The organism is Escherichia sp. UTM R2, from assembly GCF_048593455.1.
Lineage (GTDB): Bacteria > Pseudomonadota > Gammaproteobacteria > Enterobacterales > Enterobacteriaceae > Escherichia > Escherichia coli.
The window spans coordinates 772,536-798,151 of the sequence record NZ_JBFWDY010000002.1 but is presented as its reverse complement, the minus strand read 5'-3'; the positions used below and the strand labels follow the sequence as shown (position 1 = coordinate 798,151).

The 25,616-nt window shown below is 51.2% G+C and carries 24 protein-coding genes and 1 pseudogene; 7 read left to right on the top strand and 18 right to left on the bottom strand.

Annotation, left to right across the window (positions count from 1 at the left end; translation table 11 throughout):
* Window positions 1–101: 101 nt before the first annotated feature.
* From AB4H76_RS04700 to tkt, 13 genes and pseudogenes are all read right to left on the bottom strand, one after another.
* Window positions 102–842 (bottom strand): oxidative stress defense protein, encoded by a 741-nt coding sequence (locus AB4H76_RS04700; RefSeq protein ID WP_000669834.1) that lies wholly within the window; start codon window positions 840–842, stop codon window positions 102–104.
* Window positions 843–934: 92 nt separating this feature from the next.
* Window positions 935–1,570 (bottom strand): arginine exporter ArgO, encoded by a 636-nt coding sequence (gene argO, locus AB4H76_RS04695; protein WP_000493352.1) that lies wholly within the window; start codon window positions 1,568–1,570, stop codon window positions 935–937.
* A 138-nt stretch (window positions 1,571–1,708) separates the two neighbouring features.
* Window positions 1,709–2,569 carry a small-conductance mechanosensitive channel MscS gene (gene mscS, locus AB4H76_RS04690; protein WP_000389818.1) on the bottom strand — a complete coding sequence of 287 codons (861 nt, stop codon included), beginning with the start codon at window positions 2,567–2,569 and terminating at the stop codon, window positions 1,709–1,711.
* A 357-nt stretch (window positions 2,570–2,926) separates the two neighbouring features.
* Window positions 2,927–4,006 carry a class II fructose-bisphosphate aldolase gene (gene fbaA / locus AB4H76_RS04685; protein WP_000034372.1) on the bottom strand — a complete coding sequence of 360 codons (1,080 nt, stop codon included), beginning with the start codon at window positions 4,004–4,006 and terminating at the stop codon, window positions 2,927–2,929.
* Window positions 4,007–4,220: 214 nt separating this feature from the next.
* Window positions 4,221–5,384 carry a phosphoglycerate kinase gene (gene pgk, locus AB4H76_RS04680; protein ID WP_000111269.1) on the bottom strand — a complete coding sequence of 388 codons (1,164 nt, stop codon included), beginning with the start codon at window positions 5,382–5,384 and terminating at the stop codon, window positions 4,221–4,223.
* A gap of 49 nt (window positions 5,385–5,433) precedes the next feature.
* A complete protein-coding gene (epd, locus tag AB4H76_RS04675) occupies window positions 5,434–6,453 on the bottom strand; it encodes an erythrose-4-phosphate dehydrogenase (RefSeq protein ID WP_000218480.1) in 1,020 nt (339 codons plus the stop codon).
* Between the two features lie 284 nt (window positions 6,454–6,737).
* Window positions 6,738–7,451 (bottom strand): nucleoside/nucleotide kinase family protein, encoded by a 714-nt coding sequence (locus AB4H76_RS04670; protein WP_077492270.1) that lies wholly within the window; start codon window positions 7,449–7,451, stop codon window positions 6,738–6,740.
* A complete protein-coding gene (gene fumE / locus AB4H76_RS04665; protein WP_000224146.1) occupies window positions 7,448–7,957 on the bottom strand; it encodes a fumarase E in 510 nt (169 codons plus the stop codon). The genes AB4H76_RS04670 and fumE overlap by 4 nt, the downstream gene beginning before the upstream one ends.
* Before the next feature lie 21 nt (window positions 7,958–7,978).
* Window positions 7,979–8,944, bottom strand: a complete 966-nt coding sequence (gene glpX / locus AB4H76_RS04660) for a class II fructose-bisphosphatase (protein WP_001390617.1) — start codon at window positions 8,942–8,944, stop codon at window positions 7,979–7,981.
* On the bottom strand, window positions 8,941–10,218 hold the full coding sequence (locus tag AB4H76_RS04655; protein WP_077492269.1) for a zinc-binding dehydrogenase: 1,278 nt from the start codon (window positions 10,216–10,218) through the stop codon (window positions 8,941–8,943). The genes glpX and AB4H76_RS04655 overlap by 4 nt, the downstream gene beginning before the upstream one ends.
* Window positions 10,219–10,232: 14 nt before the next feature.
* Window positions 10,233–11,622, bottom strand: a pseudogene (gene cmtA, locus AB4H76_RS04650) (PTS mannitol transporter subunit IICB).
* 27 nt (window positions 11,623–11,649) lie between these two features.
* Window positions 11,650–12,093: a PTS mannitol transporter subunit IIA gene (gene cmtB / locus AB4H76_RS04645; protein ID WP_121689812.1), complete on the bottom strand. Its 444-nt coding sequence runs from the start codon at window positions 12,091–12,093 to the stop codon at window positions 11,650–11,652.
* A gap of 313 nt (window positions 12,094–12,406) precedes the next feature.
* Window positions 12,407–14,398, bottom strand: a complete 1,992-nt coding sequence (gene tkt, locus AB4H76_RS04640) for a transketolase (RefSeq protein WP_000098614.1) — start codon at window positions 14,396–14,398, stop codon at window positions 12,407–12,409.
* Between the two features lie 277 nt (window positions 14,399–14,675).
* Here tkt and loiP point away from each other — a divergent pair, with 277 nt between their 5' ends.
* The gene (gene loiP / locus AB4H76_RS04635) at window positions 14,676–15,434 is read left to right on the top strand and encodes a metalloprotease LoiP (RefSeq protein ID WP_001295379.1); all 759 of its coding nucleotides are present in this window, start codon (window positions 14,676–14,678) and stop codon (window positions 15,432–15,434) included.
* Window positions 15,435–15,639: 205 nt separating this feature from the next.
* Here loiP and speB read toward each other — a convergent pair whose 3' ends face one another.
* From speB to yqgD, 5 genes are all read right to left on the bottom strand, one after another.
* A complete protein-coding gene (gene speB, locus AB4H76_RS04630) occupies window positions 15,640–16,560 on the bottom strand; it encodes an agmatinase (RefSeq protein WP_000105566.1) in 921 nt (306 codons plus the stop codon).
* Window positions 16,561–16,697: 137 nt separating this feature from the next.
* On the bottom strand, window positions 16,698–18,674 hold the full coding sequence (speA, locus tag AB4H76_RS04625; RefSeq protein ID WP_001295380.1) for a biosynthetic arginine decarboxylase: 1,977 nt from the start codon (window positions 18,672–18,674) through the stop codon (window positions 16,698–16,700).
* An 8-nt stretch (window positions 18,675–18,682) separates the two neighbouring features.
* The gene (gene yqgB, locus AB4H76_RS04620) at window positions 18,683–18,814 is read right to left on the bottom strand and encodes an acid stress response protein YqgB (RefSeq protein ID WP_001338822.1); all 132 of its coding nucleotides are present in this window, start codon (window positions 18,812–18,814) and stop codon (window positions 18,683–18,685) included.
* Between the two features lie 93 nt (window positions 18,815–18,907).
* Complete coding sequence (yqgG, locus tag AB4H76_RS04615) at window positions 18,908–19,051, bottom strand: protein YqgG (RefSeq protein WP_001297404.1); 144 nt, start codon at window positions 19,049–19,051, stop codon at window positions 18,908–18,910.
* A 110-nt stretch (window positions 19,052–19,161) separates the two neighbouring features.
* Window positions 19,162–19,413, bottom strand: a complete 252-nt coding sequence (gene yqgD, locus AB4H76_RS04610) for a protein YqgD (RefSeq protein ID WP_001303651.1) — start codon at window positions 19,411–19,413, stop codon at window positions 19,162–19,164.
* Window positions 19,414–19,468: 55 nt separating this feature from the next.
* Here yqgD and metK point away from each other — a divergent pair, with 55 nt between their 5' ends.
* The 6 genes from metK to gshB all read left to right on the top strand — a co-directional run bounded on the left by metK (window position 19,469) and on the right by gshB (window position 25,603).
* On the top strand, window positions 19,469–20,623 hold the full coding sequence (metK, locus tag AB4H76_RS04605) for a methionine adenosyltransferase (protein ID WP_001062128.1): 1,155 nt from the start codon (window positions 19,469–19,471) through the stop codon (window positions 20,621–20,623).
* A 435-nt stretch (window positions 20,624–21,058) separates the two neighbouring features.
* A complete protein-coding gene (galP, locus tag AB4H76_RS04600) occupies window positions 21,059–22,453 on the top strand; it encodes a galactose/proton symporter (RefSeq protein WP_001112301.1) in 1,395 nt (464 codons plus the stop codon).
* Between the two features lie 76 nt (window positions 22,454–22,529).
* Window positions 22,530–23,027 carry a SprT family zinc-dependent metalloprotease gene (locus AB4H76_RS04595; protein WP_001300769.1) on the top strand — a complete coding sequence of 166 codons (498 nt, stop codon included), beginning with the start codon at window positions 22,530–22,532 and terminating at the stop codon, window positions 23,025–23,027.
* Window positions 23,028–23,121: 94 nt separating this feature from the next.
* A complete protein-coding gene (endA, locus tag AB4H76_RS04590; protein WP_000286500.1) occupies window positions 23,122–23,829 on the top strand; it encodes a deoxyribonuclease I in 708 nt (235 codons plus the stop codon).
* Between the two features lie 79 nt (window positions 23,830–23,908).
* Entirely contained in the window at window positions 23,909–24,640 is a 732-nt protein-coding gene (gene rsmE / locus AB4H76_RS04585; protein ID WP_001222509.1) for a 16S rRNA (uracil(1498)-N(3))-methyltransferase, read from the top strand.
* Between the two features lie 12 nt (window positions 24,641–24,652).
* Window positions 24,653–25,603, top strand: a complete 951-nt coding sequence (gene gshB / locus AB4H76_RS04580; RefSeq protein WP_000593273.1) for a glutathione synthase — start codon at window positions 24,653–24,655, stop codon at window positions 25,601–25,603.
* The last annotated feature ends 13 nt before the right edge of the window (window positions 25,604–25,616 follow it).

The window sequence follows — 25,616 nt, the reverse complement described above, 5'->3', positions numbered from 1 at the left end:
CAAAGATAGGTGATTACGTCATGGTTTTACAGAAAATTACAGAAAAAGGAGGCAATATCGGGTAAAGGCATTAGCCCGACGAATACGTCGGGCTACAAATATTATTGTGCTGCAGGTGTTTTAGCGGGTTGTTGATCCACAGGTTCTAACTGGAAGACCACATCGACCTGATCATCAAACTGAATAGCGGCCTGCTCGTAAGTTTCCTGGGCGGACACCGGCGCGGCATCGGCTTTCATCATCCGCACCATTGGGCTGGGCTGATAGTTGGAAACATGGTAGCGCACGCTATATACCGGCCCCAGTTTACGATGAAAGCCGTTCGCCAGTTCCTGCGCCTGATGAATCGCGTTATCAATCGCTGCCTTACGCGCTTTGTCTTTATAGGCATCCGGCTGCGCCACGCCCAGCGACACAGAACGAATTTCGTTAAGACCCGCCTTCAGCGCGCCATCCAGCAAGGAATTCAGTTTGTCTAACTGACGGAGCGTGACTTCCACCGTTCTCACAGCGCGGTAGCCTTTAAGGATACTTTTACCATCCTGATAATCATAATCTGGCTGGGTGCGTAAGTTCGCTGAGCTGATATCTTTTTTCGCGATCTGATTGAGTTCAAGGAAGGAAATGTATTGTGCGACGCGCTCATCTGCCTGTTTCTTGGCAGTAGCGGCATCCTTCGCGGCCACGTTAACTTCAATCGCAAGAGTGGCAATGTCTGGCACCGCATCCACGCTTGCCGTGCCGGAGGTGACAATATGCGGTCCATCCGGCAATTCGTTAGCCTGCGCTGCCATCCCGCTAATACCCATTAATGCCGCCAGGGCGATAACTTTGAACTTCACGTTAGTCTCTCCGTGTTAATTGACTTGCCCAAAATTCAGGACCTCTGGAGGCAAGCTTAGCGCCTCTGTTTTATTTTTCCATCAGATAGCGCCTAACTGAACAAGGCTTGTGCATGAGCAATACCGTCTCTCGCCAGCTGCAAGGCAATAAACCACATAACACATCCCACAACCAGATTGATAATGCGCTGTGCTTTTGCCGTGCGCAGACGCGGTGCCAGCCAGGCTGCGAGAAGAGCCAGACCAAAGAACCACAGGAAAGAGGCGCTAATTGTCCCGAGTGCAAACCAGCGTTTTGGTTCCACATCAAGTTGCCCGCCAAGGCTGCCCAGTACAACAAAAGTATCCAGGTAAACATGCGGATTCAGCCAGGTCACTGCCAACATGGTGGCGATAATTTTCCATCTGCCTTGCTTCATGACTTCGGCGCTGGCTAACTCAATATTACTGCTCATTGCTGTTTTAAAAGCGCCAAAACCATACCACAGCAAGAAGGCTACGCCGCCCCAGGTGACCAGCGCCAGCAACCACGGCGACTGCATCAATAACGCGCTGCCACCAAAAATCCCGGCGCAAATCAGGACCAAATCGCTGATAGCACAAAGTAAGGCAATCATAATGTGGTACTGACGACGTATGCCCTGATTCATCACAAAAGCATTTTGTGGACCGAGCGGTAGGATCATAGCCGCCCCAAGTGCAAGACCTTGAAAGTAATAAGAAAACACGTTGGATATTCCGAATTAAGTATCTGATGCAGAGACTATATCGCGGGATTGTTATTAGCGGAAATTGATAATATTAATTGGCAATCAGAAAAACTAATAAGAGAGAGGCCAGAGAGTATTATCTGGCCTCAGCGTTGATTACGCAGCTTTGTCTTCTTTCACCCGCTTAAAGTTCACATCCATTTGCGGGTACGGGAAGCTGATACCGGCGGCATCAAATTCACGTTTAATACGCTCCAGCACATCCCAGTACACGTTTTGCAGATCGCCGCTGTTGCTCCAGACGCGGACCACGAAATTAATCGACGATGCACCAAGTTCGTTCAGGCGCACAGTCATTTCGCGATCTTTCAAAATGCGATCTTCAGACTGGATAATATTGGTCAGGATCTGCTTAACCTGATCGATATCGGAATCATACGCCACGCCAATAATAAATTCGTTACGGCGAACTGGCTCGCGGGAGAAGTTAATAATATTTCCGGCAATAATTTTACCGTTCGGAATAACGATAATTTTACCGTCTGCAGTACGCATGGTGGTGGAGAAAATCTGCACACTCAGCACAGTACCGGCTACGCCGCCCAGGTCAACATATTCTCCGGCACGGAACGGGCGGAACATGACAAGTAACACGCCAGCGGCCAGGTTAGACAGTGACCCCTGCAAAGCCAGACCAACAGCTAAGCCTGCGGCACCGAGTACAGCAATGACTGACGCGGTTTGTACACCCACGCGTCCCAGTGCAGCGATTAGCGTAAAGGCGATAATACCGTAACGGACTAATGCAGAAAGAAAATCAGCAACAGTGGCATCGATTTTACGGGAGATCATCAGGCGATTCACCGCGTTGGAAATCATCCGCGCGATAATCAAACCAACGATGATGATCGCGAGTGCCGCCACGATGTTTACTGCATAACTTAGCAGCAGCGCCTGGTTAGCTACCAGCCAGCTTCCCGCGCCGTTTATGCTATCGACAACATTCAAATCTTCCATTCAATATTCCTTTTCAACTGACTCAAAATGGAGAAATACACTCCGCCGCCTTATGACGGGCAGTCTGACAAGGGTAAACAATAAAGCATAATTTTGCCAAATAGATCACAGATTTCTCATCTGAATCACCTTGCTTTTGGCGAAAAAATCCCCGCAGAGCGGGGCTCAGACAGATATCAATGTGCGCTTTGTCATGCCGGATGCGGCGTGAACGCCTTATCCGGCCTACAAAAACCTGCAAATTCAATATATTGCAGGATACGTGTAGGCCTGATAAGCGTAGCGCATCAGGCAATTTTGCTTTTGGCGAAAAAAAGACCCGCAGAGCGGGCCTTGAGATAAGCAGAAAGGAATATCTTACAGAACGTCGATCGCGTTCAGTTCCTGGAATGCTTTCTCCAGACGAGCGATCATCGAAGTCTGACCGGCACGCAGCCATACGCGCGGATCGTAGTATTTCTTGTTCGGCTGATCTTCGCCTTTCGGGTTACCCAGCTGACCCTGCAGATAAGCTTCGTTCGCTTTGTAGTAGTTCAGAACGCCTTCCCAGGTTGCCCATTGGGTATCGGTATCGATGTTCATTTTTACTACGCCGTAGCTTACGGAGTCTTTGATTTCCTGAGCAGTAGAACCGGAACCACCGTGGAATACGAAGTTCAGGCTGTTGTGCGGCAGGTTGTGTTTCTTGGAAACATATTCCTGAGAATCACGCAGGATGGTCGGAGTCAGAACCACGTTACCCGGCTTGTAAACACCGTGTACGTTACCGAAGGACGCTGCGATGGTGAAACGCGGGCTGATTTTGCTCAGTTCGGTGTATGCGTAATCAACGTCTTCCGGCTGGGTGTACAGTGCAGAAGCGTCCATGTGGCTGTTGTCCACGCCGTCTTCTTCACCACCGGTGCAACCCAGTTCGATTTCCAGAGTCATGCCGATTTTGGACATGCGCTCCAGGTATTTAGAGCAGATTTCGATGTTCTCTTGCAGAGATTCTTCAGACAGGTCGATCATGTGAGAAGAGAACAGCGGCTTACCGGTAGCTGCGAAGTGTTTTTCACCCGCGTCCAACAGACCGTCGATCCACGGCAGCAGTTTCTTCGCGCAGTGGTCAGTGTGCAGGATAACCGGAACACCATAATGTTCAGCCATCTGGTGAACGTGATGCGCACCAGAGATCGCGCCCAGGATAGCAGCACCCTGCGGAACGTCAGATTTCACGCCTTTACCAGCGATAAAGGAAGCACCACCGTTGGAGAACTGAACGATAACCGGCGCTTTAACTTTAGCAGCGGTTTCCAGTACGGCGTTGATGGAGTCAGTACCGACGCAGTTTACTGCTGGCAGTGCGAAGTTGTTTTCTTTTGCTACCTGGAAAACTTTCTGTACGTCATCACCAGTGATTACGCCAGGTTTTACGAAATCAAAAATCTTAGACATGTCTCTTGTCCTGTATCGTCGGGCCTTATACTCGTCATACTTCAAGTTGCATGTGCTGCGTCTGCGTTCGCTCACCCCAGTCACTTACTTATGTAAGCTCCTGGGGATTCACTCTCTTGTCGCCTTCCTGCAACTCGAATTATTTAGAGTATGAAAAATTGCGTGCTCTAAAAGCGCGCTGAAACAAGGGCAGGTTTCCCTGCCCTGTGATTTTTTACTTCTTAGCGCGCTCTTCGAGCATCGCTACTGCAGGCAGTACTTTACCTTCCACGAATTCGAGGAATGCGCCGCCGCCAGTGGAGATGTAGGAGATTTTGTCAGCAATGCCGAACAGGTCGATTGCTGCCAGAGTGTCGCCGCCGCCAGCGATGGAGAACGCTTCGCTGTCTGCGATAGCGTTAGCCACGATTTCAGTACCTTTGCGGAAGTTCGGGAATTCGAACACGCCAACCGGACCGTTCCACAGAATGGTTTTCGCATTCTTCAGGATTTCAGCCAGTTCCTGAGCGGAAGCATCACCGATATCCAGGATCTGCTCGTCAGCTTTCACATCGTTAACAGATTTCAGGGTAGCCGGTGCAGTTTCAGAGAACTCGGTTGCTACGCGAACATCAGACGGAACCGGGATGTTGCAGGTGGTCAGCAGACGTTTAGCTTCGTCAACCAGGTCAGCTTCGTACAGGGATTTACCCACATCGTGGCCTTGTGCCGCGATAAAGGTGTTAGCGATACCACCACCAACAATCAGCTGGTCAGCGATTTTAGACAGGGAGTCCAGAACGGTCAGTTTGGTAGATACTTTAGAACCACCAACGATAGCCACCATCGGGCGAGCAGGTTCTTTCAGTGCTTTACCCAGCGCGTCCAGTTCAGCTGCCAGCAGCGGGCCTGCGCACGCAACGTCAGCGAATTTACCGATACCGTGAGTAGAAGCCTGCGCGCGGTGAGCAGTACCGAATGCGTCCATTACGAACACGTCACACAGTGCAGCGTATTTTTTGGACAGGGTTTCGTCGTCTTTCTTCTCGCCTTTGTTGAAGCGAACGTTTTCCAGAACAACCAGTTCACCTTCAGCAACGTCAACGCCGTCGAGGTAATCTTTAACCAGACGAACCGGGTTAGACAGTTTGTCTTTCAGGTAGTTAACAACCGGCAGCAGAGAGAATTCTTCGTTGTACTCGCCTTCGGTAGGACGACCCAGGTGGGAAGTTACCATCACTTTTGCGCCTTGTTTCAGGGCCAGTTCGATGGTCGGCAGAGAAGCACGGATACGCGCGTCGCTGGTTACTTTCCCGTCTTTTACTGGTACGTTCAGATCCGCACGGATAAATACACGTTTCCCAGCAAGATCCAGATCGGTCATCTTAATTACAGACATGGTGAATCCTCTCGTTGATTCTAAAAGTTTTGCAGACGCTGCTTGCGTCTTACCTGAAAGCAACAGTAGCCATAGCTAACGTCGTGTCGAGCATTCGGTTAGCAAAGCCCCATTCGTTATCGCACCAGACCAACGTTTTGATCAGGTGTGCGCCACTGACCCGGGTTTGGGTGCCATCGACAATGGCACTGTGCGGATCGTGGTTAAAATCTACAGAGACCAACGGCAATTCCGTATAGTCAACTATACCATGAAATGCACCTTGTGCTGCTTTTTGCAGCAACAGGTTGACTTCATTGGCTTTTACAGGTTTCTTCACCGTCACGCTTAAATCGATTGCCGTCACATTTATGGTTGGCACACGTACCGCAATCGCTTCAAAGCGATCGTTAAATTGCGGAAAAAATCGTGTGATACCGGCGGCCAGTTTAGTATCGACCGGAATGATCGACTGGCTGGCTGCCCGGGTGCGACGCAGGTCAGGATGGTATGCATCAATAACCTGTTGATCGTGCATGGCGGAGTGAATTGTGGTCACAGTGCCGGACTCAATACCGTACGCATCATCTAACAATTTGATGACGGGAATTATGCAATTCGTGGTACAGGAAGCGTTAGAAACGATGCGGTGTTCCGCACGAAGTTGATCCTGATTGACGCCGTAAACAACGGTCGCGTCGAGATCGTTACTGCCAGGATGTGAAAAGAGCACTTTTTTGGCCCCGGCGGCAATATGCGCTTCGCCATGCTCGCGGGAGCCATATACGCCGGTGCAGTCGAGGACTACATCAACGCCAAGTTCACGCCAGGGGAGCGATTGCAGTGAACGTTCATGCAATACGCGGATGGCGTCATCACCAACAAAAAGTTGATCGCGTTCCTGTCGTACTTCCCATGCAAAACGGCCATGGCTGGTGTCATATTTCAACAAATGCGCCATGCCCGCAGCATCCGCCAGTTCGTTGATTGCCACCACGGTAATTTCCGCCCGGCGTCCGGATTCATACAAAGCACGAACCACATTACGCCCGATGCGACCGAAGCCATTTATCGCTACGCGTACGGTCATAGATCTCCTGCAAGGTTTTCCCTGAGCAAATTTGCCAGACAGAGTAATCCAGCAAATCGTCCGGGGAAACCTTACCTGTCGCAAACTGCGACTGATTGGTTAATTGTCGAACATTTAATCGACTGAAACGCTTCAGCTAGGATAAGCGAAACGTGGAATAAAAGGAATGTTTGTCCAGCCGAAGAAGACATTTATCTGACTCACATCACACTTTTATCCCCTTTTGTGGGAAGCTTTATTCCAGGCTGGCGTAATAATAACCCTACAATAACTGGAATAAATTGTCAGCTTGTGAAGTGATACCGGCCTTCTTCAGTCATCTCTACTATCAGATTGGCCTGACGGCTATTCATCAGCACACGCTCGACATTGGGGCCATCGGTGCGGGCATAAAATGCTTCGGCTACTTGCCGCGTTAATCCTCCCGCAATTTTACGACTAATCAAGCGCTCCCGCAGAATTTGAGCAGGTGCATGAATAAAAATAGAAAAATCGCAGAAAGATGCCAACTCCAGCCACTTTTCATCATCCAGTAACAACCAGTTTCCTTCGACGATGACGAGTGGTGCGGTAACGTGCAACGCATCTTCAACAGGATCATGCTTTTGTCGATCGTACTGCGGCCACGTACAATCCCCTTCCACGACCTGGCGCAGATTTTCCGTCAGTTTCGCAACGTCAAATGTCTCTGGTGCGCCTTTGAAGGGGCGCAATTGATGCGCATCCAGCCAGCTATTGTAATGGTGAAAACCATCCATCGGGAGCGTCTGAATAGCGGGCAGTTCCGGGTCTTGTTGCGCGAGATATTCCCAGAAGGTGGTTAGGGTTGATTTACCCGTCCCCGGCGGAGCGCAAAGAAAAACCACCGTACGCCGCTGCGGATTTACCGTCTGTAAGGCCGCCAACATGTGCAGCAACAGTTTATGTACATTTTCAATCTCTTCGTTCTGGTACTGTGCCTGTATCTTCAGCCCATTCACCGTTAATTCAATTTTCACGGCGTTAATTCCTTTAAGGTGGTCGTTACTGCCAGCGTCAGCGCCGTTTTGACCATTCCGCTAAAACGCGCCTCTGACCAGACGGCGAAATCGGCGAACTTCATCGCTTTCAACGCGTCATAGAGCGTCGCATTGCAGGTTATGCTATTGACGTTGCTGATAAAATCCCAGGTCATGTCATCGGCAAATCCGGGCGTTTCATCCTGTTCGTTCAGGTAATGCCAGAACTGGGAAAAATGCGTGATATCGGCGTACAACCATTTATCCATTTTCCCCAACGCATAAATCAAACGCAGTGCAACATCAATATCGTCAAGCGGGCCGCTTTGGGCGAGTAACGGCTTCACTGCATATTCCACGATCTCTTCATCGTTATCGACAAACAGCGACGGCAGAAACTGGCGTATCCCCTGGAGCAAAATGGTATGCGCAGTTTTCATAAATGAAAATAAATTGTCCTGTGCATCCAGTTGCTCAAGCACATCATCTTCTGTCAGCGTCGCCATTGGTCTTCCGATAGATCACCATCAATGCAGGGAGTCTATTATATTACACGTTTGGTCCGCGCCGCCGATCAGTAATGTCTGCGTCCGCACCCCATTCGCCGTCTGTTGGATACCGTTCACCAACTCGCCGCCCGTCACGCCCGTAGCGCTAAAGAGGATATCGTTCCCCCTCACCAGTTCATCGAGCGAGTACACACGGTTAACGTCAACGCCCATTGCCTTACAACGCTTGCGCTCCTGCTCTGCAATCTGCCGATTTTCCGTGTAATCCCCTTTAGCCTGACAAAAGTCAATCAGCTCGGCCTGCATATCCCCGCCTAATGCTTTAACGGCACAGGCAGAAATCACACCTTCTGGCGCACCGCCGATGGTGTACATCACGTCGTAAGGATTATCCTGCCAGCAGGTCAGCACGCTGGCGGCGACATCGCCATCCGGCAGGGCAAAAACCTTCACGCCCAGCTGTGTTGCTTCCTCAATCGCGGCACTCAGGCGCGGTTTATCCAGCGTAACCATGCGCAGCTTGTCCAGCGGTTTACCTAACGCCCGCGCCACGTTACGCAAGTTGTCCGCCAAAGGCAAAGACAGATCAATCACCCCGGCAGCCAGTCGATTAACAACCAGCTTTTTCATATACATATCGGGCGCATGTAACAGGCTATCCCGAGGGGCGAAAGCCATGACCGCCAGCGCATTGCTCTGCCCCATCGCCACCATCCGCGTGCCTTCAATGGGATCGACCGCGATATCGACTTCTGGCCCATCGCCTTTGCCCACCTCTTCGCCAATCCACAGCATCGGCGCATGGTCAATTTCTCCTTCGCCGATAACCACTCGTCCACGAAAAGCGACGTCGTTTAATGCCTGGCGCATCGCGGTGACCGCCAGGCCATCAATTTTATTTTTGTCGCCACATCCGGTTTGCGGCCAGGCAGCCAACGCTGCCTGTTCCGTAACGCGAAATAATGGCCACGCCAGGGACATCATTGCGCGGCCTCCCCGATATCAACGCCAAATTGTGCCAGCAGATATTTCTCGGCCTGTTCATTCCAGATGCCGTGCGTTTCCTCAACCAGCCGCGCCAACTCTTTAAACAGCGGATCGGTTTTGCCTTTTTCGGCAAAATCGGCAATGGCAGTGAGCGGCATGGTCACGCCGTTATAAATGAGTTTTTTACCGCCAGGGATATCCGGCAGATTGAGCACGGTTTCTGGCACCGCATCCAGGCCACCGATATGGGTCACCATAAACGACGGCTGTAACTGCCCAGTGGCGCTAAGGGCAATCGCCTCTTTCATGTCGTCCGTTGAACCGCCGGATGTACCGACGACGTGCGTGCTGTTGTAATGAACGTTGTAGAAATTAAACGGCACTTTGAAGTTTTTATCCGTCGGCCCGGCAAAGAAGTTCAGACAGCCATCTTCCGCCAGTAATTCATCAGCCATCTCAACGACAGCAGGCACCGCCGCATAAACAAAAATGTCATCAAACCCGGCATCTCCTGTTAGTCCCCGCAGCATCTGTACCGGATCGCTCATCCCTTTGGTATTCACATACACCAGCTCAATGCCTTTACTGGCCGCCAGTTGCACCGGCAGCAGCTTCTCTACCTGCGCCAGGCGTTTGTCGTCGATATCGACCACCACCACCCGTGACGGTTGTATGCCACCGTTAATGGCGTAATCGATAGCGCCAATGCCCATCGGACCTGCACACGCCAGCAGTGCAATATTGCCACCAGGTTTAACGCCCATGCGATGCTCATAAACATATTGCGTGGTGTGATAATTGGCATGATAAGCGCCAATAATGCAGCACATAGGCTCTGCCAGTGACGCCGCGGCAAAATAAGAGCCGTGATACGGTAATACGCAGCCCAAATTAATGGCGATCTCGGGAATAATCATATAAGTAGCGTTACCTCCAAAATATTCGTAGCTGTAGCCCGCTGAATATCCGCTTGGTAACCCCATCGCCGGTTGCAATACAAAACGCTGGCCTTTTTTATATTTGCCAGTGAGATTTTTACCTACTTCAACAATAACCCCGGCACATTCATGCCCGGTAATGACCGGATGATTTTCTAAATCGTCGGGTACGCGTTTATGTTCACTACCGAGTAACGCCGCTTTCCAGGTCGATAAACAGACGCTGTCAGAAATTACACTCACTAACAGTTCATTATCGGTAATTTCTGGCAGTTCAAATTCGCGCAGACGGACATCCCGCTTGCCATAAATAGCAGCAACTTTGGTTTTCATTTTTACCTCTGTAATCAGTGTTTATGTTCGGCGGTTAATTGATTAAATAAAGTGTCGAGTTTTGGATCGCCAATATAGTTATTAATCAATATCAGCGGTTTATCCGTAACACGTTTCACGCGCCCTTCCAGACTGGCATGAGTAACGACGATATCGGCATCCGCAGGCACGTTTTCTATCGCGTAATGTTTTACTTCTATTGCCAGCCCCGCTTTTTCCAGGCGTTTACGGAAGGTGGTCGCGCCCATCGCACTGGAGCCCATCCCTGCATCGCAAACAAAGGCGATACGCTTAACCCTGCTTAACGAGAATGCACCTTCTTGTTTCATCGCCTTAACCGCATTGGCTGACTGAGCAAACTCATCTTCGCTCTCCGTTTCCACCGTTTTTTCCATCTTCAGTATCAGCGAAGTGATAGCAAAGGACACCAGGGTACCTACCGTAACACCGGCAATTGTCGCCAGGAACGAGCCTTTCGGCGTCAGTGCCAGGTACGCAAAGATAGACCCCGGACTTGGGCCAGCCACCAGACCACCGTCCAGTAAGTTAAACACCCAGGTGCCAGACATACCGCCCGCAATCATGGCAATAATGGTCAGCGGCTTCATCAGCACATACGGGAAATACAGTTCGTGGATCCCCACCGAGGAAGTGAATAATCATCGCCCCGGGCGCAGAACGTTTACTCATCCCTTTACCAAACAAGGTAAACGCCAGCAGCAGCCCCAGGCCCGGACCTGGGTTAGAGGCCACCATAAAGAAGATGGATTTACCGTTAACCGAAGCCTGTTGCATTCCCAGCGGATAATAGACGCCCTGATCGATCGCATTATTGAGGAAAAGCACTTTCGCCGGTTCATTGATGACTGACAACAATGGCAGATAACCCGCATGTACCAGCGCCTCAATACACTCTTTGACGAAAGTATTGGCAATTAACACCGCCGGGCCGATCACTTCAAAACCCAGCAGACAAAGGAGCATCCCCGCGATACCTAATGAGAAGTTATTGATAACCATCTCAAAACCAGCAGGTATGCGTTTTTCCAGTGCCTTATCAACATATTTTATGACCAGCCCACCGAGCGGCCCCATAATCATTGAGCCAAGGAACATCGGGATCTCTGCGCCGACGATCACACCAATAGTACCTATTCCGCCCATGACCGCGCCGCGTTTACCGCCGACCAGATGACCACTGGTAGAACCAATCATCACGGGCAATAAATAGGTAATCATCGGGCCGACAATTTTGGCGAAATGTTCGTTAGGCAGCCAACCGGTGGGAATAAATAACGCAGTAATAAAACCCCAGGCAATAAAAGCACCAATATTGGGGATGACCATTGCAGTCAAAAAGCCCCCAAAAGCCTGGACCTTTGCACGAGCAGACTTGTTTTCCATAATATTATCCTGTAGAGGAGAGAGTAATTATCCGCGGCTGATAATGTCCGCTAATTGTTTTTCTGATGATGCTGTTAAGAGTTGTTCGAGTATTTCTTCTTCGCACAGTAATTCACTTAACGCCTGAATAGCGCCAATGTGCGAATCGGCATCGGCATCAGAGAGTCCGATGAGTAATTTAATTGGTTCGTCATTCCCCGGAAAATAAACACCTTGTTCAAGTAATGTCAAAGACATCCCGGTTTTAAGCGCCCCACATTCCGGTCGCGCATGAGGCATTGCCACGCCTGGTGCGAGAATATAATAAGGGCCATTGTTAATGGTGGAATCTTTAATTGCCTGAATGTAATTCTCGCTGATATAGTTTTTATCCAGCAATGATACCATCGAGAAATCGATAGCTTCCTGCCAATCTTTTGCTGAATGTATAACTGAGATTGATGATTCTGGAAAATAATCACTAAGCCGCATAAATTATCCTTATTTTATTTTTAGGGTACCGTCCGGCGGTAAAAATAAAATACTCGTGCGGTTTAATGAAAGCAATTGAGCAGGGAAACCGGTGTTTTGAAAACAGTTAATTATTAATTTCTTATATAACATTGAGTTATAGTTATAACAACAAATGTCAATACGCATATCGTGATGCATATTACATAATTGATATTTATTGCATATAAATATTTGTGATCTACAACACGCTTTATCTATTGCTTGTCCGCAAACGGACATATCAAGGTAATAAAAAAGGTCGCCGAAGCGACCTTTTTACCCGAAATGCTAATTACAGCAGTTCTTTTGCTTTCGCAACAACGTTATCAACAGTGAAGCCGAACTCTTCAAACAGCAGCTCTGCCGGAGCAGATTCACCGAAGGTGGTCATACCGACGATAGCACCGTTCAGGCCAACATACTTGTACCAGTAGTCAGCAATACCCGCTTCTACAGCAACGCGTGCAGTAACCGCTTTCGGCAGTACGGATTCACGGTAAGCAGCATCCTGCTTGTCAAATGCGTCGGTAGACGGCATGGACACCACGCGCGCTTTCACGCCTTCGGCAGTCAGTTTTTCGTAGGCAGCAACAGCCAGTTCAACTTCTGAACCGGTAGCGATGAAAATCAGTTCCGGCTGACCGGCGCAGTCTTTCAGCACATAACCACCGCGCGCGATGTTTGCCAGTTGCTCTTCAGTTCGTTCCTGCTGCGCCAGGTTCTGACGGGAGAGGATAAGCGCAGTCGGGCCGTCCTGACGCTCAACGCCGTATTTCCACGCGACCGCGGATTCAACCTGGTCACACGGACGCCATGTAGACATGTTCGGGGTCACGCGCAGAGAAGCGACCTGCTCAACCGGCTGGTGAGTCGGGCCATCTTCGCCCAGACCGATGGAGTCGTGGGTGTAAACCATCACCTGACGCTGTTTCATCAGCGCAGCCATACGTACGGCGTTACGTGCGTATTCCACGAACATCAGGAAGGTGGAGGTGTACGGCAGGAAACCACCGTGCAGGGAGATACCGTTAGCAATCGCGGTCATACCGAACTCGCGAACACCGTAGTGGATGTAGTTACCTGCAGCATCTTCGTTGATTGCTTTAGAACCAGACCACAGGGTCAGGTTAGACGGTGCCAGGTCAGCAGAGCCGCCGAGGAATTCAGGCAACAGCGGGCCGAACGCTTCGATAGCATTCTGCGACGCTTTACGGCTGGCGATTTTCGCCGGATTAGCCTGCAGTTTAGCGATAAACTCTTTCGCTTTGGCGTCGAAGTCAGACGGCATTTCGCCTTTCATACGGCGGGTAAATTCAGCCGCTTCCTGCGGATAAGCTTTCGCGTAAGCCGCAAACTTCTCATTCCATGCAGATTCTTTCGCCTGGCCTGCTTCTTTCGCATCCCACTGAGCATAGATTTCAGACGGGATTTCGAACGGCGCGTATTTCCAGCCCAGCTGTTCGCGGGTCAGGGCAATTTCAGCGTCGCCCAGCGGCGCACCGTGGGAGTCGTGGGTACCGGCTTTGTTCGGGGAACCGAAACCGATGATGGTTTTGCACATCAGCAGGGACGGTTTGTCAGTCACTGCGCGCGCTTCTTCTACTGCGCGTTTGATGGATGCCGCGTCATGACCGTCGATGTCGCGAATAACGTGCCAGCCGTAAGCTTCGAAACGCATTGCGGTGTCGTCAGTGAACCAGCCTTCAACGTGACCATCGATTGAGATACCGTTGTCATCGTAGAACGCAATCAGTTTACCCAGCTTCAGCGTACCCGCCAGAGAGCAAACTTCGTGGGAGATGCCTTCCATCATGCAGCCGTCGCCCATGAAGGCGTAGGTGTAGTGGTCGACAATGTCGTGACCTGGACGGTTAAACTGCGCCGCCAGCGTTTTTTCTGCAATCGCCATACCGACTGCGTTGGCAATACCCTGACCCAGCGGACCGGTGGTGGTTTCCACACCAGCGGTATAACCTACTTCCGGGTGGCCCGGAGTTTTAGAGTGCAGCTGACGGAAGTTTTTCAGTTCTTCCATCGGCAGATCGTAACCGGTGAGGTGCAGCAGGCTGTAGATCAGCATGGAGCCGTGGCCGTTGGACAGCACGAAGCGGTCACGGTCAGCCCAGGACGGATTCTGCGGGTTGTGTTTCAGGAAATCACGCCACAGGACTTCGGCAATGTCAGCCATACCCATAGGGGCACCCGGGTGACCGGATTTGGCTTTCTGTACTGCGTCCATGCTCAGCGCACGAATAGCATTGGCAAGCTCTTTACGTGAGGACATTTTGACTCCAGATCGGATGATGAAGGGCACGCCCTTAACGACTTGACGACAGCGCGTTTTGGGCTACGCCGGAAAATTTGCCAACAATTTACCGCAAGCCGCGCGTCATGTACATGGAACATCCTTTTGCTGCTTCAGAAATCTCTGGATCATGCTCGCATGTTGCGCAATCTACTCGCCCGTCCGTTGCGCTTTTCCTTATACTGAGACTGAGCGTCGATTCACCTGCAAACGGCGCATTTTTAGAATAATCCTGACCTTGTGCGGAAGAGAAAACATGAAAATTCGCGCCTTATTGGTAGCAATGAGCGTGGCAACGGTACTGACCGGTTGCCAGAATATGGACTCCAACGGACTGCTCTCATCAGGAGCGGAAGCTTTTCAGGCTTACAGTTTGAGTGATGAGCAGGTGAAAACCCTGAGCGATCAGGCATGTCAGGAGATGGACAGCAAGGCGACGATTGCGCCAGCCAATAGCGAATACGCTAAACGTCTGACAACTATTGCCAATGCGCTAGGCAACAATATCAACGGTCAGCCGGTAAATTACAAAGTGTATATGGCGAAGGATGTGAACGCCTTTGCAATGGCTAACGGCTGTATCCGTGTCTATAGCGGGCTGATGGATATGATGACGGATAACGAAGTCGAAGCGGTGATCGGTCACGAAATGGGGCACGTGGCATTAGGCCATGTGAAAAAAGGAATGCAGGTGGCACTTGGTACAAATGCCGTGCGAGTAGCTGCGGCCTCTGCGGGCGGGATTGTCGGCAGTTTATCTCAATCACAACTCGGTGATCTGGGCGAGAAATTAGTCAATTCGCAATTCTCCCAGCGCCAGGAAGCAGAAGCCGATGATTATTCTTACGATCTTCTGCGCCAACGCGGCATCAGCCCGGCAGGTCTTGCCACCAGCTTTGAAAAACTGGCAAAACTGGAAGAAGGTCGCCAAAGCTCAATGTTTGACGACCATCCTGCATCCGCCGAACGCGCCCAGCATATTCGCGATCGTATGAGCGCAGATGGGATTAAGTAAAGCCTGGTGGTGTCGAACGTAGGTCAGATAAGGCGTTCACGCCCCTTCTGACATGAATGGCACATTTGTTACCCTGTGCGCATTGCCGGATGCGATGCTGGCGCATCTTATCCGGCCTACGGGTGCCGAACGTAGGTCGGATAAGGCGTTCACGCCGCATCCGACATTAATGGCACGTTTTACCCGTGCGCATCGCATCTGGTGCTTACTCGCCCTTTTTCGCCGCCTGAATATACAGCATTTCCAGCGCCAGCGTTGCCGCTGCCAGAGCAGTGATTTCCGACTGATCGTATGCCGGAGCCACTTCCACTACGTCCATCCCAACAATGTTGAGATCTTTCAGGCCGCGTACCAGTTTAATAGCGCGATCGGAGGTCAGGCCGCCAATCACTGGCGTACCGGTGCCTGGTGCAAAAGCAGGATCCAGGCAGTCGATATCAAAAGTCAGGTAAACCGGCATATCACCCACAATCTGTTTCACTTGGGCGATAACGTCATCCACGCTGCGATCGTTCACCTGGCAGGCGTCCAGCACGGTAAAGCCGTTGTCTTTATCAAACTCGGTACGAATACCAATCTGCACGGAATGATTCGGGTCGATCAGACCTTCTTTCGGCGCGGTATAGAACATAGTGCCGTGGTCAAATTCACAACCGTTCGCATAGGTATCGGTGTGGGCGTCAAAGTGTACCAGCGCCATTTTGCCGAAATGCTTCGCATGAGCACGCAGCAGCGGCAGCGTAACAAAGTGGTCACCACCGAAAGAGAGCATACGCTTACCGGCAGCCAGCAGCTTCTCGGCGTGCGCCTGCAGCTTTTCGCTCATCTCACGGGCATCGCCAAAGGCATATACCAGATCGCCGCAGTCCACGACGTTCAGACGCTCACGCATGTCGAAATTCCACGGGAAGCGGTTGTGTTCCCAGGCCAGATTCGTCGAAACCTGACGGATCGCTGCCGGACCGTGGCGACCACCCGCACGACCAGAGGTGGCCATGTCGAACGGCACGCCGGTGATCACCCAGTCGGCATCGCTGTCATACGGCTGGAAGTTCATCGGCAGGCGTAAAAAACCAAAGGCGTTGGAAACCAGTGAGTTATCGTATTGATGACCTAAGGTGCTCATGGATGGACTCCTATTACAAAGTCGATATAAAAAAACCCTTCCGCGTCGTTAGGCCCGACGAGGAAGGGTTGGATTTGTCACAATAAATTGTGGCGGATTATCACCGCTAAATTAAGCGGATTCAAGTAACACAGGACTTACTCATCTTCAAGATAAGTATAACCGTACAAACCTGCCTCGAACTCTTCAAGGAACTGTTGTTGCAGTTCAGCATCAAGATCGGTTTTCTTCACTTGATCGCGGAACTGGGTTAACAGCGTTTTCGGATCGAGCTGTACATATTGCAGCATGTCCGCCACGGTATCGCCTTCGTCAGACAGTTCTACTTCTACGCTACCGTCAGGGAACACGAACACGTCAACCGCTTCGGTATCACCGAACAGGTTGTGCATATTGCCAAGGATCTCCTGATATGCGCCGACCATAAAGAAACCGAGCATCGGCGGATTCTCTGGATCGTACTCCGGCATTGGCATTGTCGTGGCAATACCATCACCATCAATATAGTGGTCGATAGCACCGTCAGAGTCACAGGTAATATCCAGCAGCACAGCGCGACGTTCCGGCACTTGATCCAGCCCTTCCAGCGGCAGAACCGGGAACAACTGGTCGATCCCCCATGCGTCCGGCATTGACTGGAACAGCGAGAAATTGACGTACATTTTGTCCGCCATACGTTCCTGCAGTTCGTCGATTATCGGACGATGCGCACGGTTTTGCGGATCCAGTTGCTTCTGCACTTCATGGCACATGCTCAGATAGAGTTGTTCTGCCCATGCACGTTCTTGCAGGCTAAAGGTGCCGGAAGAGTAGCCGATATGAATGTCGTGCAGATCCATCTGACTGTCGTGTAACCATTCACGCAGAGAACGGCGAGTTCCCGGTTCGTGCATCTCCTGCCAGGTTTCCCACATGCTTTGCAGCGCGCGCGGCGCATCTTCTGCAGGCGCGGTCGGCACCGTGTATTCGTTACGTTCCACGCCGATGATATTAGACACCAGCACGGTGTGATGCGCAGTCACCGCACGACCCGATTCGGTGATTACCGTCGGATGCGGCAGACCGTTTTCTTCACACGCATCACCAATCGCCCAGATGATGTTGTTGGCATATTCATTGAGGCCGTAGTTTACGGAGCAGTCAGACTGCGAACGGGTGCCTTCATAGTCCACGCCCAGACCGCCGCCGACGTCGAAGCACTGAATATTGACGCCCAGCTTGTGCAGTTCCACATAGAAACGCGCCGATTCACGAACGCCTGTGGCGATATCGCGAATATTCGCCATCTGCGAACCGAGGTGGAAGTGCAGTAGTTGCAGGCTGTCGAGACGCCCGGCTTCACGCAGGGTTTCAACCAGTTGCAGTACCTGAGTCGCAGCCAGGCCGAACTTCGATTTTTCCCCGCCGGAGGACTGCCATTTACCCGAGCCCTGCGAAGCCAGACGTGCACGCACGCCCAGACGAGGAACGACATTCAGACGTTCTGCTTCATCCAGCACAATGGCGATTTCTGACATCTTCTCAATGACCAGGTAGACCTTGTGGCCCATCTTCTCGCCAATTAATGCCAGGCGGATATATTCGCGGTCTTTATAACCGTTGCAGACGATGACGCTACGGGTCATGCCAGCATGTGCCAGCACCGCCATCAACTCTGCTTTCGAGCCTGCTTCCAGTCCCAGCGGTTCGCCCGAATGAATCAGGGACTCAATCACGCGGCGGTGCTGGTTAACTTTGATCGGATAAACAAGGAAGTAATCGCCGTTATAGCCGTAGGATTCCCGCGCACGTTTGAACGCGGCGTTAATGGAACGCAAACGGTGCTGCAGGATCTGTGGGAAACAGAACAGTGCAGGCAGACGCTGACCCTGTGCTTCACGAGTTTTCACTAACTGCGCGAGATCGACGCGAGCTTCCGGGACGTCCGGGTCCGGGCACACGCTGATGTGGCCCAGCTCGTTAACGTCATAGTAGTTATTGCCCCACCAGGCAATATTGTAAGTACGCAGCATCTTGCTGGCTTCCTGGGAGCTCATTGCAACCTCCTGCATGGAGCGTAGTACACCGTGTTCGCCCGCTGACGAAGGCAAACCCATAGACATGTCGTCAGACATAGCGAACCTCAAATTATTTTATTAAGTGTAAAACAGTTAACGACTATCGCAGCCTGGAACTGCGATAACAACCCATAAGCACATGGATTTTCCAGCAGTGTATGCTGACGCTCCGACTGCGCAACCGGTTTCTTTTTCATAACATTATTAAGCACATAACCGAACGTAAGTGTGACAGTTCGGCGAAACCACGAGAAAACTCTTGTTTTTACAAGAGCGCCCTTATTCAGTCCTCAGTAACTGTAACCAGCTCTTGAATCCTGAGAAGCGCCGAGATGGGTATAACATCGGCAGGTATGCAAAGCAGAGATGCAGAGTGCGGGGAACGAATCTTCACCAGAACGGTGAGACAGGTTAAGCAGCAGACAACGGTTCATTATTTCGTATCACCTCCACGGCCGCCTGTTAAGACGAACCCACAAGCCAAAACTCTGATTTCAACCCGGCTGGAAGTGGCAACACGAAAGAAACGTCGTGTGCTTTTTATTTAAGCCGCGCGCCGCGTTTTATACCCCACAATGGCAGAAAATTGCAAAAGATAAATACGCAGAATGCCGGCATTGTCAGGAAAAATTTCCAGCCACGTTTTTAACAGAATGAGACACGATTCAAAAAAAAGTGGAAATCGGGTGAAGAATTGACCTAAAATAGCCATCCAGATGTTAATCCATCCATACCGATTAACACTCAGACTGCCAGTGTTTTTAACCTGCAGAGTCGTGGTAGGATCCGCTACCACAGAAAATCCACACAACAGTTTGAGCTAACCAAATTCTCTTTAGGTGATATTAAATATGGCAAAACACCTTTTTACGTCCGAGTCCGTCTCTGAAGGGCATCCTGACAAAATTGCTGACCAAATCTCTGATGCCGTTTTAGACGCGATCCTCGAACAGGATCCGAAAGCACGCGTTGCTTGCGAAACCTACGTAAAAACCGGCATGGTTTTAGTTGGCGGCGAAATCACCACTAGCGCCTGGGTAGACATCGAAGAGATCACCCGTAACACCGTTCGCGAAATTGGCTATGTACATTCCGACATGGGCTTTGACGCTAACTCCTGTGCGGTTCTGAGTGCTATCGGCAAACAGTCTCCTGACATCAACCAGGGCGTTGACCGTGCCGATCCGCTGGAACAGGGCGCGGGTGACCAGGGTCTGATGTTTGGCTACGCAACTAATGAAACCGACGTGCTGATGCCAGCACCTATCACCTATGCACACCGTCTGGTACAGCGTCAGGCTGAAGTGCGTAAAAACGGTACTCTGCCGTGGCTGCGCCCGGACGCGAAAAGCCAGGTGACTTTCCAGTATGACGACGGCAAAATCGTTGGTATTGATGCTGTCGTGCTTTCCACTCAGCACTCTGAAGAGATCGACCAGAAATCGCTGCAAGAAGCGGTAATGGAAGAGATCATCAAGCCGATTCTGCCCGCTGAATGGCTGACTTCTGCCACCAAATTCTTCATCAACCCGACCGGTCGTTTTGTTATCGGTGGCCCGATGGGTGACTGCGGTCTGACTGGTCGTAAAATTATCGTTGATACCTACGGCGGCATGGCACGTCACGGTGGCGGAGCATTCTCTGGTAAAGATCCATCAAAAGTGGACCGTTCCGCAGCCTACGCAGCACGTTATGTCGCGAAAAACATCGTTGCTGCTGGCCTGGCCGATCGTTGTGAAATTCAGGTTTCCTACGCAATCGGCGTGGCTGAACCGACCTCCATCATGGTAGAAACTTTCGGTACTGAGAAAGTGCCTTCTGAACAACTGACTCTGCTGGTACGTGAGTTCTTCGACCTGCGCCCATACGGTCTGATTCAGATGCTGGATCTGCTGCACCCGATCTACAAAGAAACCGCAGCATACGGTCACTTTGGTCGTGAACATTTCCCGTGGGAAAAAACCGACAAAGCGCAGCTGCTGCGCGATGCTGCCGGTCTGAAGTAATCTTTCTTCACCTGCTTTCAAAGGCCAGCCTCGCGCTGGCCTTTTTCTTTTACCTCACCGCGGTGGATAGGCATTCACGCCGCATCCGGCAAAAAGCTGCCCGCACAATAACATCATTCTTCCTCAACACGTTTTATCGCAAATTATCATCACTACTGAAACCGATTACACCAATAACACCAGCCAAATATTTGTAATATTTTCATATTATTATTCAGTTTTCACAGTTGTTACATTTCTTTTCAGTAAAGTCTTAATTGCAGATAACAGCGTTTAATCTATGATGATATAACTCAATTATTTTCATGCACTTAAACCATAACTAAGATAAATGTTAGTGTAAGCGATTACACTGATGTGATTTGCTTCACATCTTTTTACGTCGTACTCACCTATCTTAATTCACAATAAAAAATAACCATATTGGAGGGCATCATGCCTGACGCTAAAAAACAGGGGCGGTCAAACAAGGCAATGACGTTTTTCGTCTGCTTCCTTGCCGCTCTGGCGGGATTACTCTTTGGCCTGGATATCGGTGTAATTGCTGGCGCACTGCCGTTTATTGCAGATGAATTCCAGATTACTTCGCACACGCAAGAATGGGTCGTAAGCTCCATGATGTTCGGTGCGGCAGTCGGTGCGGTGGGCAGCGGCTGGCTCTCCTTTAAACTCGGGCGCAAAAAGAGCCTGATGATCGGCGCAATTTTGTTTGTTGCCGGTTCGCTGTTCTCTGCGGCTGCGCCAAACGTTGAAGTACTGATTCTTTCCCGCGTTCTACTGGGGCTGGCGGTGGGTGTGGCCTCTTATACCGCACCGCTGTACCTCTCTGAAATTGCGCCGGAAAAAATTCGTGGCAGTATGATCTCGATGTATCAGTTGATGATCACTATCGGGATCCTCGGTGCTTATCTTTCTGATACAGCCTTCAGCTACACCGGTGCATGGCGCTGGATGCTGGGTGTGATTATCATCCCGGCAATTTTGCTGCTGATTGGTGTCTTCTTCCTGCCAGACAGCCCACGTTGGTTTGCCGCCAAACGCCGTTTTGTTGATGCCGAACGCGTGCTGCTACGCCTGCGTGACACCAGCGCGGAAGCGAAACGCGAACTGGATGAAATCCGTGAAAGTTTGCAGGTTAAACAGAGTGGCTGGGCGCTGTTTAAAGAGAACAGCAACTTCCGCCGCGCGGTGTTCCTTGGCGTACTGTTGCAGGTAATGCAGCAATTCACCGGGATGAACGTCATCATGTATTACGCGCCGAAAATCTTCGAACTGGCGGGTTATACCAACACTACCGAGCAAATGTGGGGGACCGTGATTGTCGGCCTGACCAACGTACTTGCCACCTTTATCGCAATCGGCCTTGTTGACCGCTGGGGACGTAAACCAACGCTAACGCTGGGCTTCCTGGTGATGGCTGCTGGCATGGGCGTACTCGGTACAATGATGCATATCGGTATTCACTCTCCGTCGGCGCAGTATTTCGCCATCGCCATGCTGCTGATGTTTATTGTCGGTTTTGCCATGAGTGCCGGTCCGCTGATTTGGGTACTGTGCTCCGAAATTCAGCCGCTGAAAGGCCGCGATTTTGGCATCACCTGCTCCACTGCCACCAACTGGATTGCCAACATGATCGTTGGCGCAACGTTCCTGACCATGCTCAACACGCTGGGTAACGCCAACACCTTCTGGGTGTATGCGGCTCTGAACGTACTGTTTATCCTGCTGACATTGTGGCTGGTACCGGAAACCAAACACGTTTCGCTGGAACATATTGAACGTAATCTGATGAAAGGTCGTAAACTGCGCGAAATAGGCGCTCACGATTAATCTCCCCAAGCTTCCTCCCATCGCGGAGGAAGCCACCTCTTGCAGTCATCTTTTCTTCGCTCTATCCTCTGCCGCTATGAAAACATCCCGTCTCCCTATCGCCATCCAACAGGCCGTTATGCGTCGCCTGCGGGAAAAACTCGCCCAGGCCAACCTGAAGCTAGGGCGTAACTACCCGGAGCCAAAACTCTCTTACACCCAGCGCGGAACCTCCGCCGGAACAGCCTGGCTGGAAAGCTATGAAATTCGCCTCAATCCCGTTTTGCTGTTGGAAAACAGTGAAGCCTTTATTGAAGAAGTGGTGCCGCACGAACTGGCACATTTGCTGGTATGGAAACATTTCGGCCGCGTAGCGCCACATGGCAAAGAGTGGAAGTGGATGATGGAAAACGTGCTGGGTGTTCCCGCCCGTCGTACGCATCAGTTCGAACTGCAATCCGTGCGTCGCAACACCTTCCCCTACCGCTGCAAGTGCCAGGAGCATCAGCTTACCGTACGCCGCCATAATCGCGTAGTTCGTGGCGAGGCCGTCTATCGCTGTGTTCACTGCGGTGAACAGCTGGTTGCGAAATAACCATCTGAACTATCAGGAACTTTCCTGATCTGGCTGATTGCATACCAAAACAACTTTCGCTACGTTGCTGGCTCGTTTTAACACGGAGTAAGTGATGTACCGTTATTTGTCTATTGCTGCGGTGGTACTGAGCGCAGCATTTTCCGGCCCGGCGTTGGCCGAAGGTATCAATAGTTTTTCTCAGGCGAAAGCCGCGGCGGTAAAAGTCCACGCTGACGCGCCCGGTACGTTTTATTGCGGATGTAAAATTAACTGGCAGGGCAAAAAAGGCGTTGTTGATCTGCAATCGTGCGGCTATCAGGTGCGCAAAAATGAAAACCGCGCCAGCCGCGTAGAGTGGGAACATGTCGTTCCCGCCTGGCAGTTCGGTCACCAGCGCCAGTGCTGGCAGGACGGTGGACGTAAAAACTGCGCTAAAGATCCGGTCTATCGCAAGATGGAAAGCGATATGCATAACCTGCAGCCGTCAGTCGGTGAGGTGAATGGCGATCGCGGCAACTTTATGTACAGCCAGTGGAATGGCGGTGAAGGCCAGTACGGTCAATGCGCCATGAAGGTCGATTTCAAAGAAAAAGCTGCCGAACCACCAGCGCGTGCACGCGGTGCCATTGCGCGCACCTACTTCTATATGCGCGACCAATACAACCTGACACTCTCTCGCCAGCAAACGCAGCTGTTCAACGCATGGAACAAGATGTATCCGGTTACCGACTGGGAGTGCGAGCGCGATGAACGCATCGCGAAGGTGCAGGGCAATCATAACCCGTATGTGCAACGCGCTTGCCAGGCGCGAAAGAGCTAACCTACACTAGCGGGATTCTTTTTGTTAACCCCTACCCCACGCGTACAACCGCGTGGGGAGACGACACGGATTTTTAACTATGCGTATCCCCCGCATTTATCATCCTGAACCACTGACCAGCCATTCTCACATCGCGCTTTGCGAAGATGCCGCCAACCATATCGGGCGCGTACTGCGCATGGGGCCGGGGCAGGCGTTGCAATTGTTTGACGGTAGCAACCAGGTCTTTGACGCCGAAATTACCAGCGCCAGCAAAAAAAGCGTGGAAGTGAAGGTGCTGGAAGGCCAGATCGACGATCGCGAATCTCCGCTGCATATTCACCTCGGTCAGGTGATGTCGCGTGGTGAAAAAATGGAATTTACTATCCAGAAATCGATCGAACTCGGTGTAAGCCTCATTACGCCACTTTTTTCTGAGCGCTGCGGCGTTAAACTGGATAGTGAACGTCTGAACAAGAAGCTTCAGCAGTGGCAGAAGATTGCAATTGCTGCCTGTGAGCAGTGTGGTCGTAACCGGGTGCCGGAAATCCGTCCAGCGATGGATCTGGAAGCCTGGTGTGCAGAGCAGGATGAAGGACTGAAACTGAATCTTCACCCGCGCGCCAGTAACAGCATCAATACGTTGCCGTTACCGGTTGAACGCGTCCGCCTGCTGATTGGCCCGGAAGGCGGTTTATCGGCAGATGAAATTGCCATGACTGCCCGCTATCAATTTACTGATATCCTGTTGGGACCTCGCGTTTTGCGTACAGAGACAACTGCGCTCACCGCCATTACCGCGCTACAAGTACGATTTGGCGATTTGGGCTAACGGAGAAGAATAATGATCAAGCTCGGCATCGTGATGGACCCCATCGCAAACATCAACATCAAGAAAGATTCCAGTTTTGCTATGTTGCTGGAAGCACAGCGTCGTGGTTACGAACTTCACTATATGGAGATGGGCGATCTGTATCTGATCAATGGTGAAGCCCGCGCCCATACCCGCACGCTGAACGTGAAGCAGAACTACGAAGAGTGGTTTTCGTTCGTCGGTGAACAGGATCTGCCGCTGGCCGATCTCGATGTGATCCTGATGCGTAAAGACCCGCCGTTTGATACCGAGTTTATCTACGCGACCTATATTCTGGAACGTGCCGAAGAGAAAGGGACGCTGATCGTTAACAAGCCGCAGAGCCTGCGCGACTGTAACGAGAAACTGTTTACCGCCTGGTTCTCTGACTTAACGCCAGAAACGCTGGTTACGCGCAATAAAGCGCAGCTAAAAGCGTTCTGGGAGAAACACAGCGACATCATTCTTAAGCCGCTGGACGGTATGGGCGGCGCGTCGATTTTCCGCGTGAAAGAAGGCGATCCAAACCTCGGCGTGATTGCCGAAACCCTGACTGAGCATGGCACTCGCTACTGCATGGCGCAAAATTACCTGCCAGCCATTAAAGATGGCGACAAACGCGTGCTGGTGGTGGATGGCGAGCCGGTACCGTACTGCCTGGCGCGTATTCCGCAGGGGGGCGAAACCCGTGGCAATCTGGCTGCCGGTGGTCGCGGTGAACCTCGTCCGCTGACGGAAAGTGACTGGAAAATCGCCCGTCAGATCGGGCCGACGCTGAAAGAAAAAGGGCTGATTTTTGTTGGTCTGGATATCATCGGCGACCGTCTGACTGAAATTAACGTCACCAGCCCAACCTGTATTCGTGAGATTGAAGCAGAGTTTCCGGTGTCGATCACCGGAATGTTAATGGATGCCATCGAAGCACGTTTACAGCAGCAGTAACCCACCTTAGCGA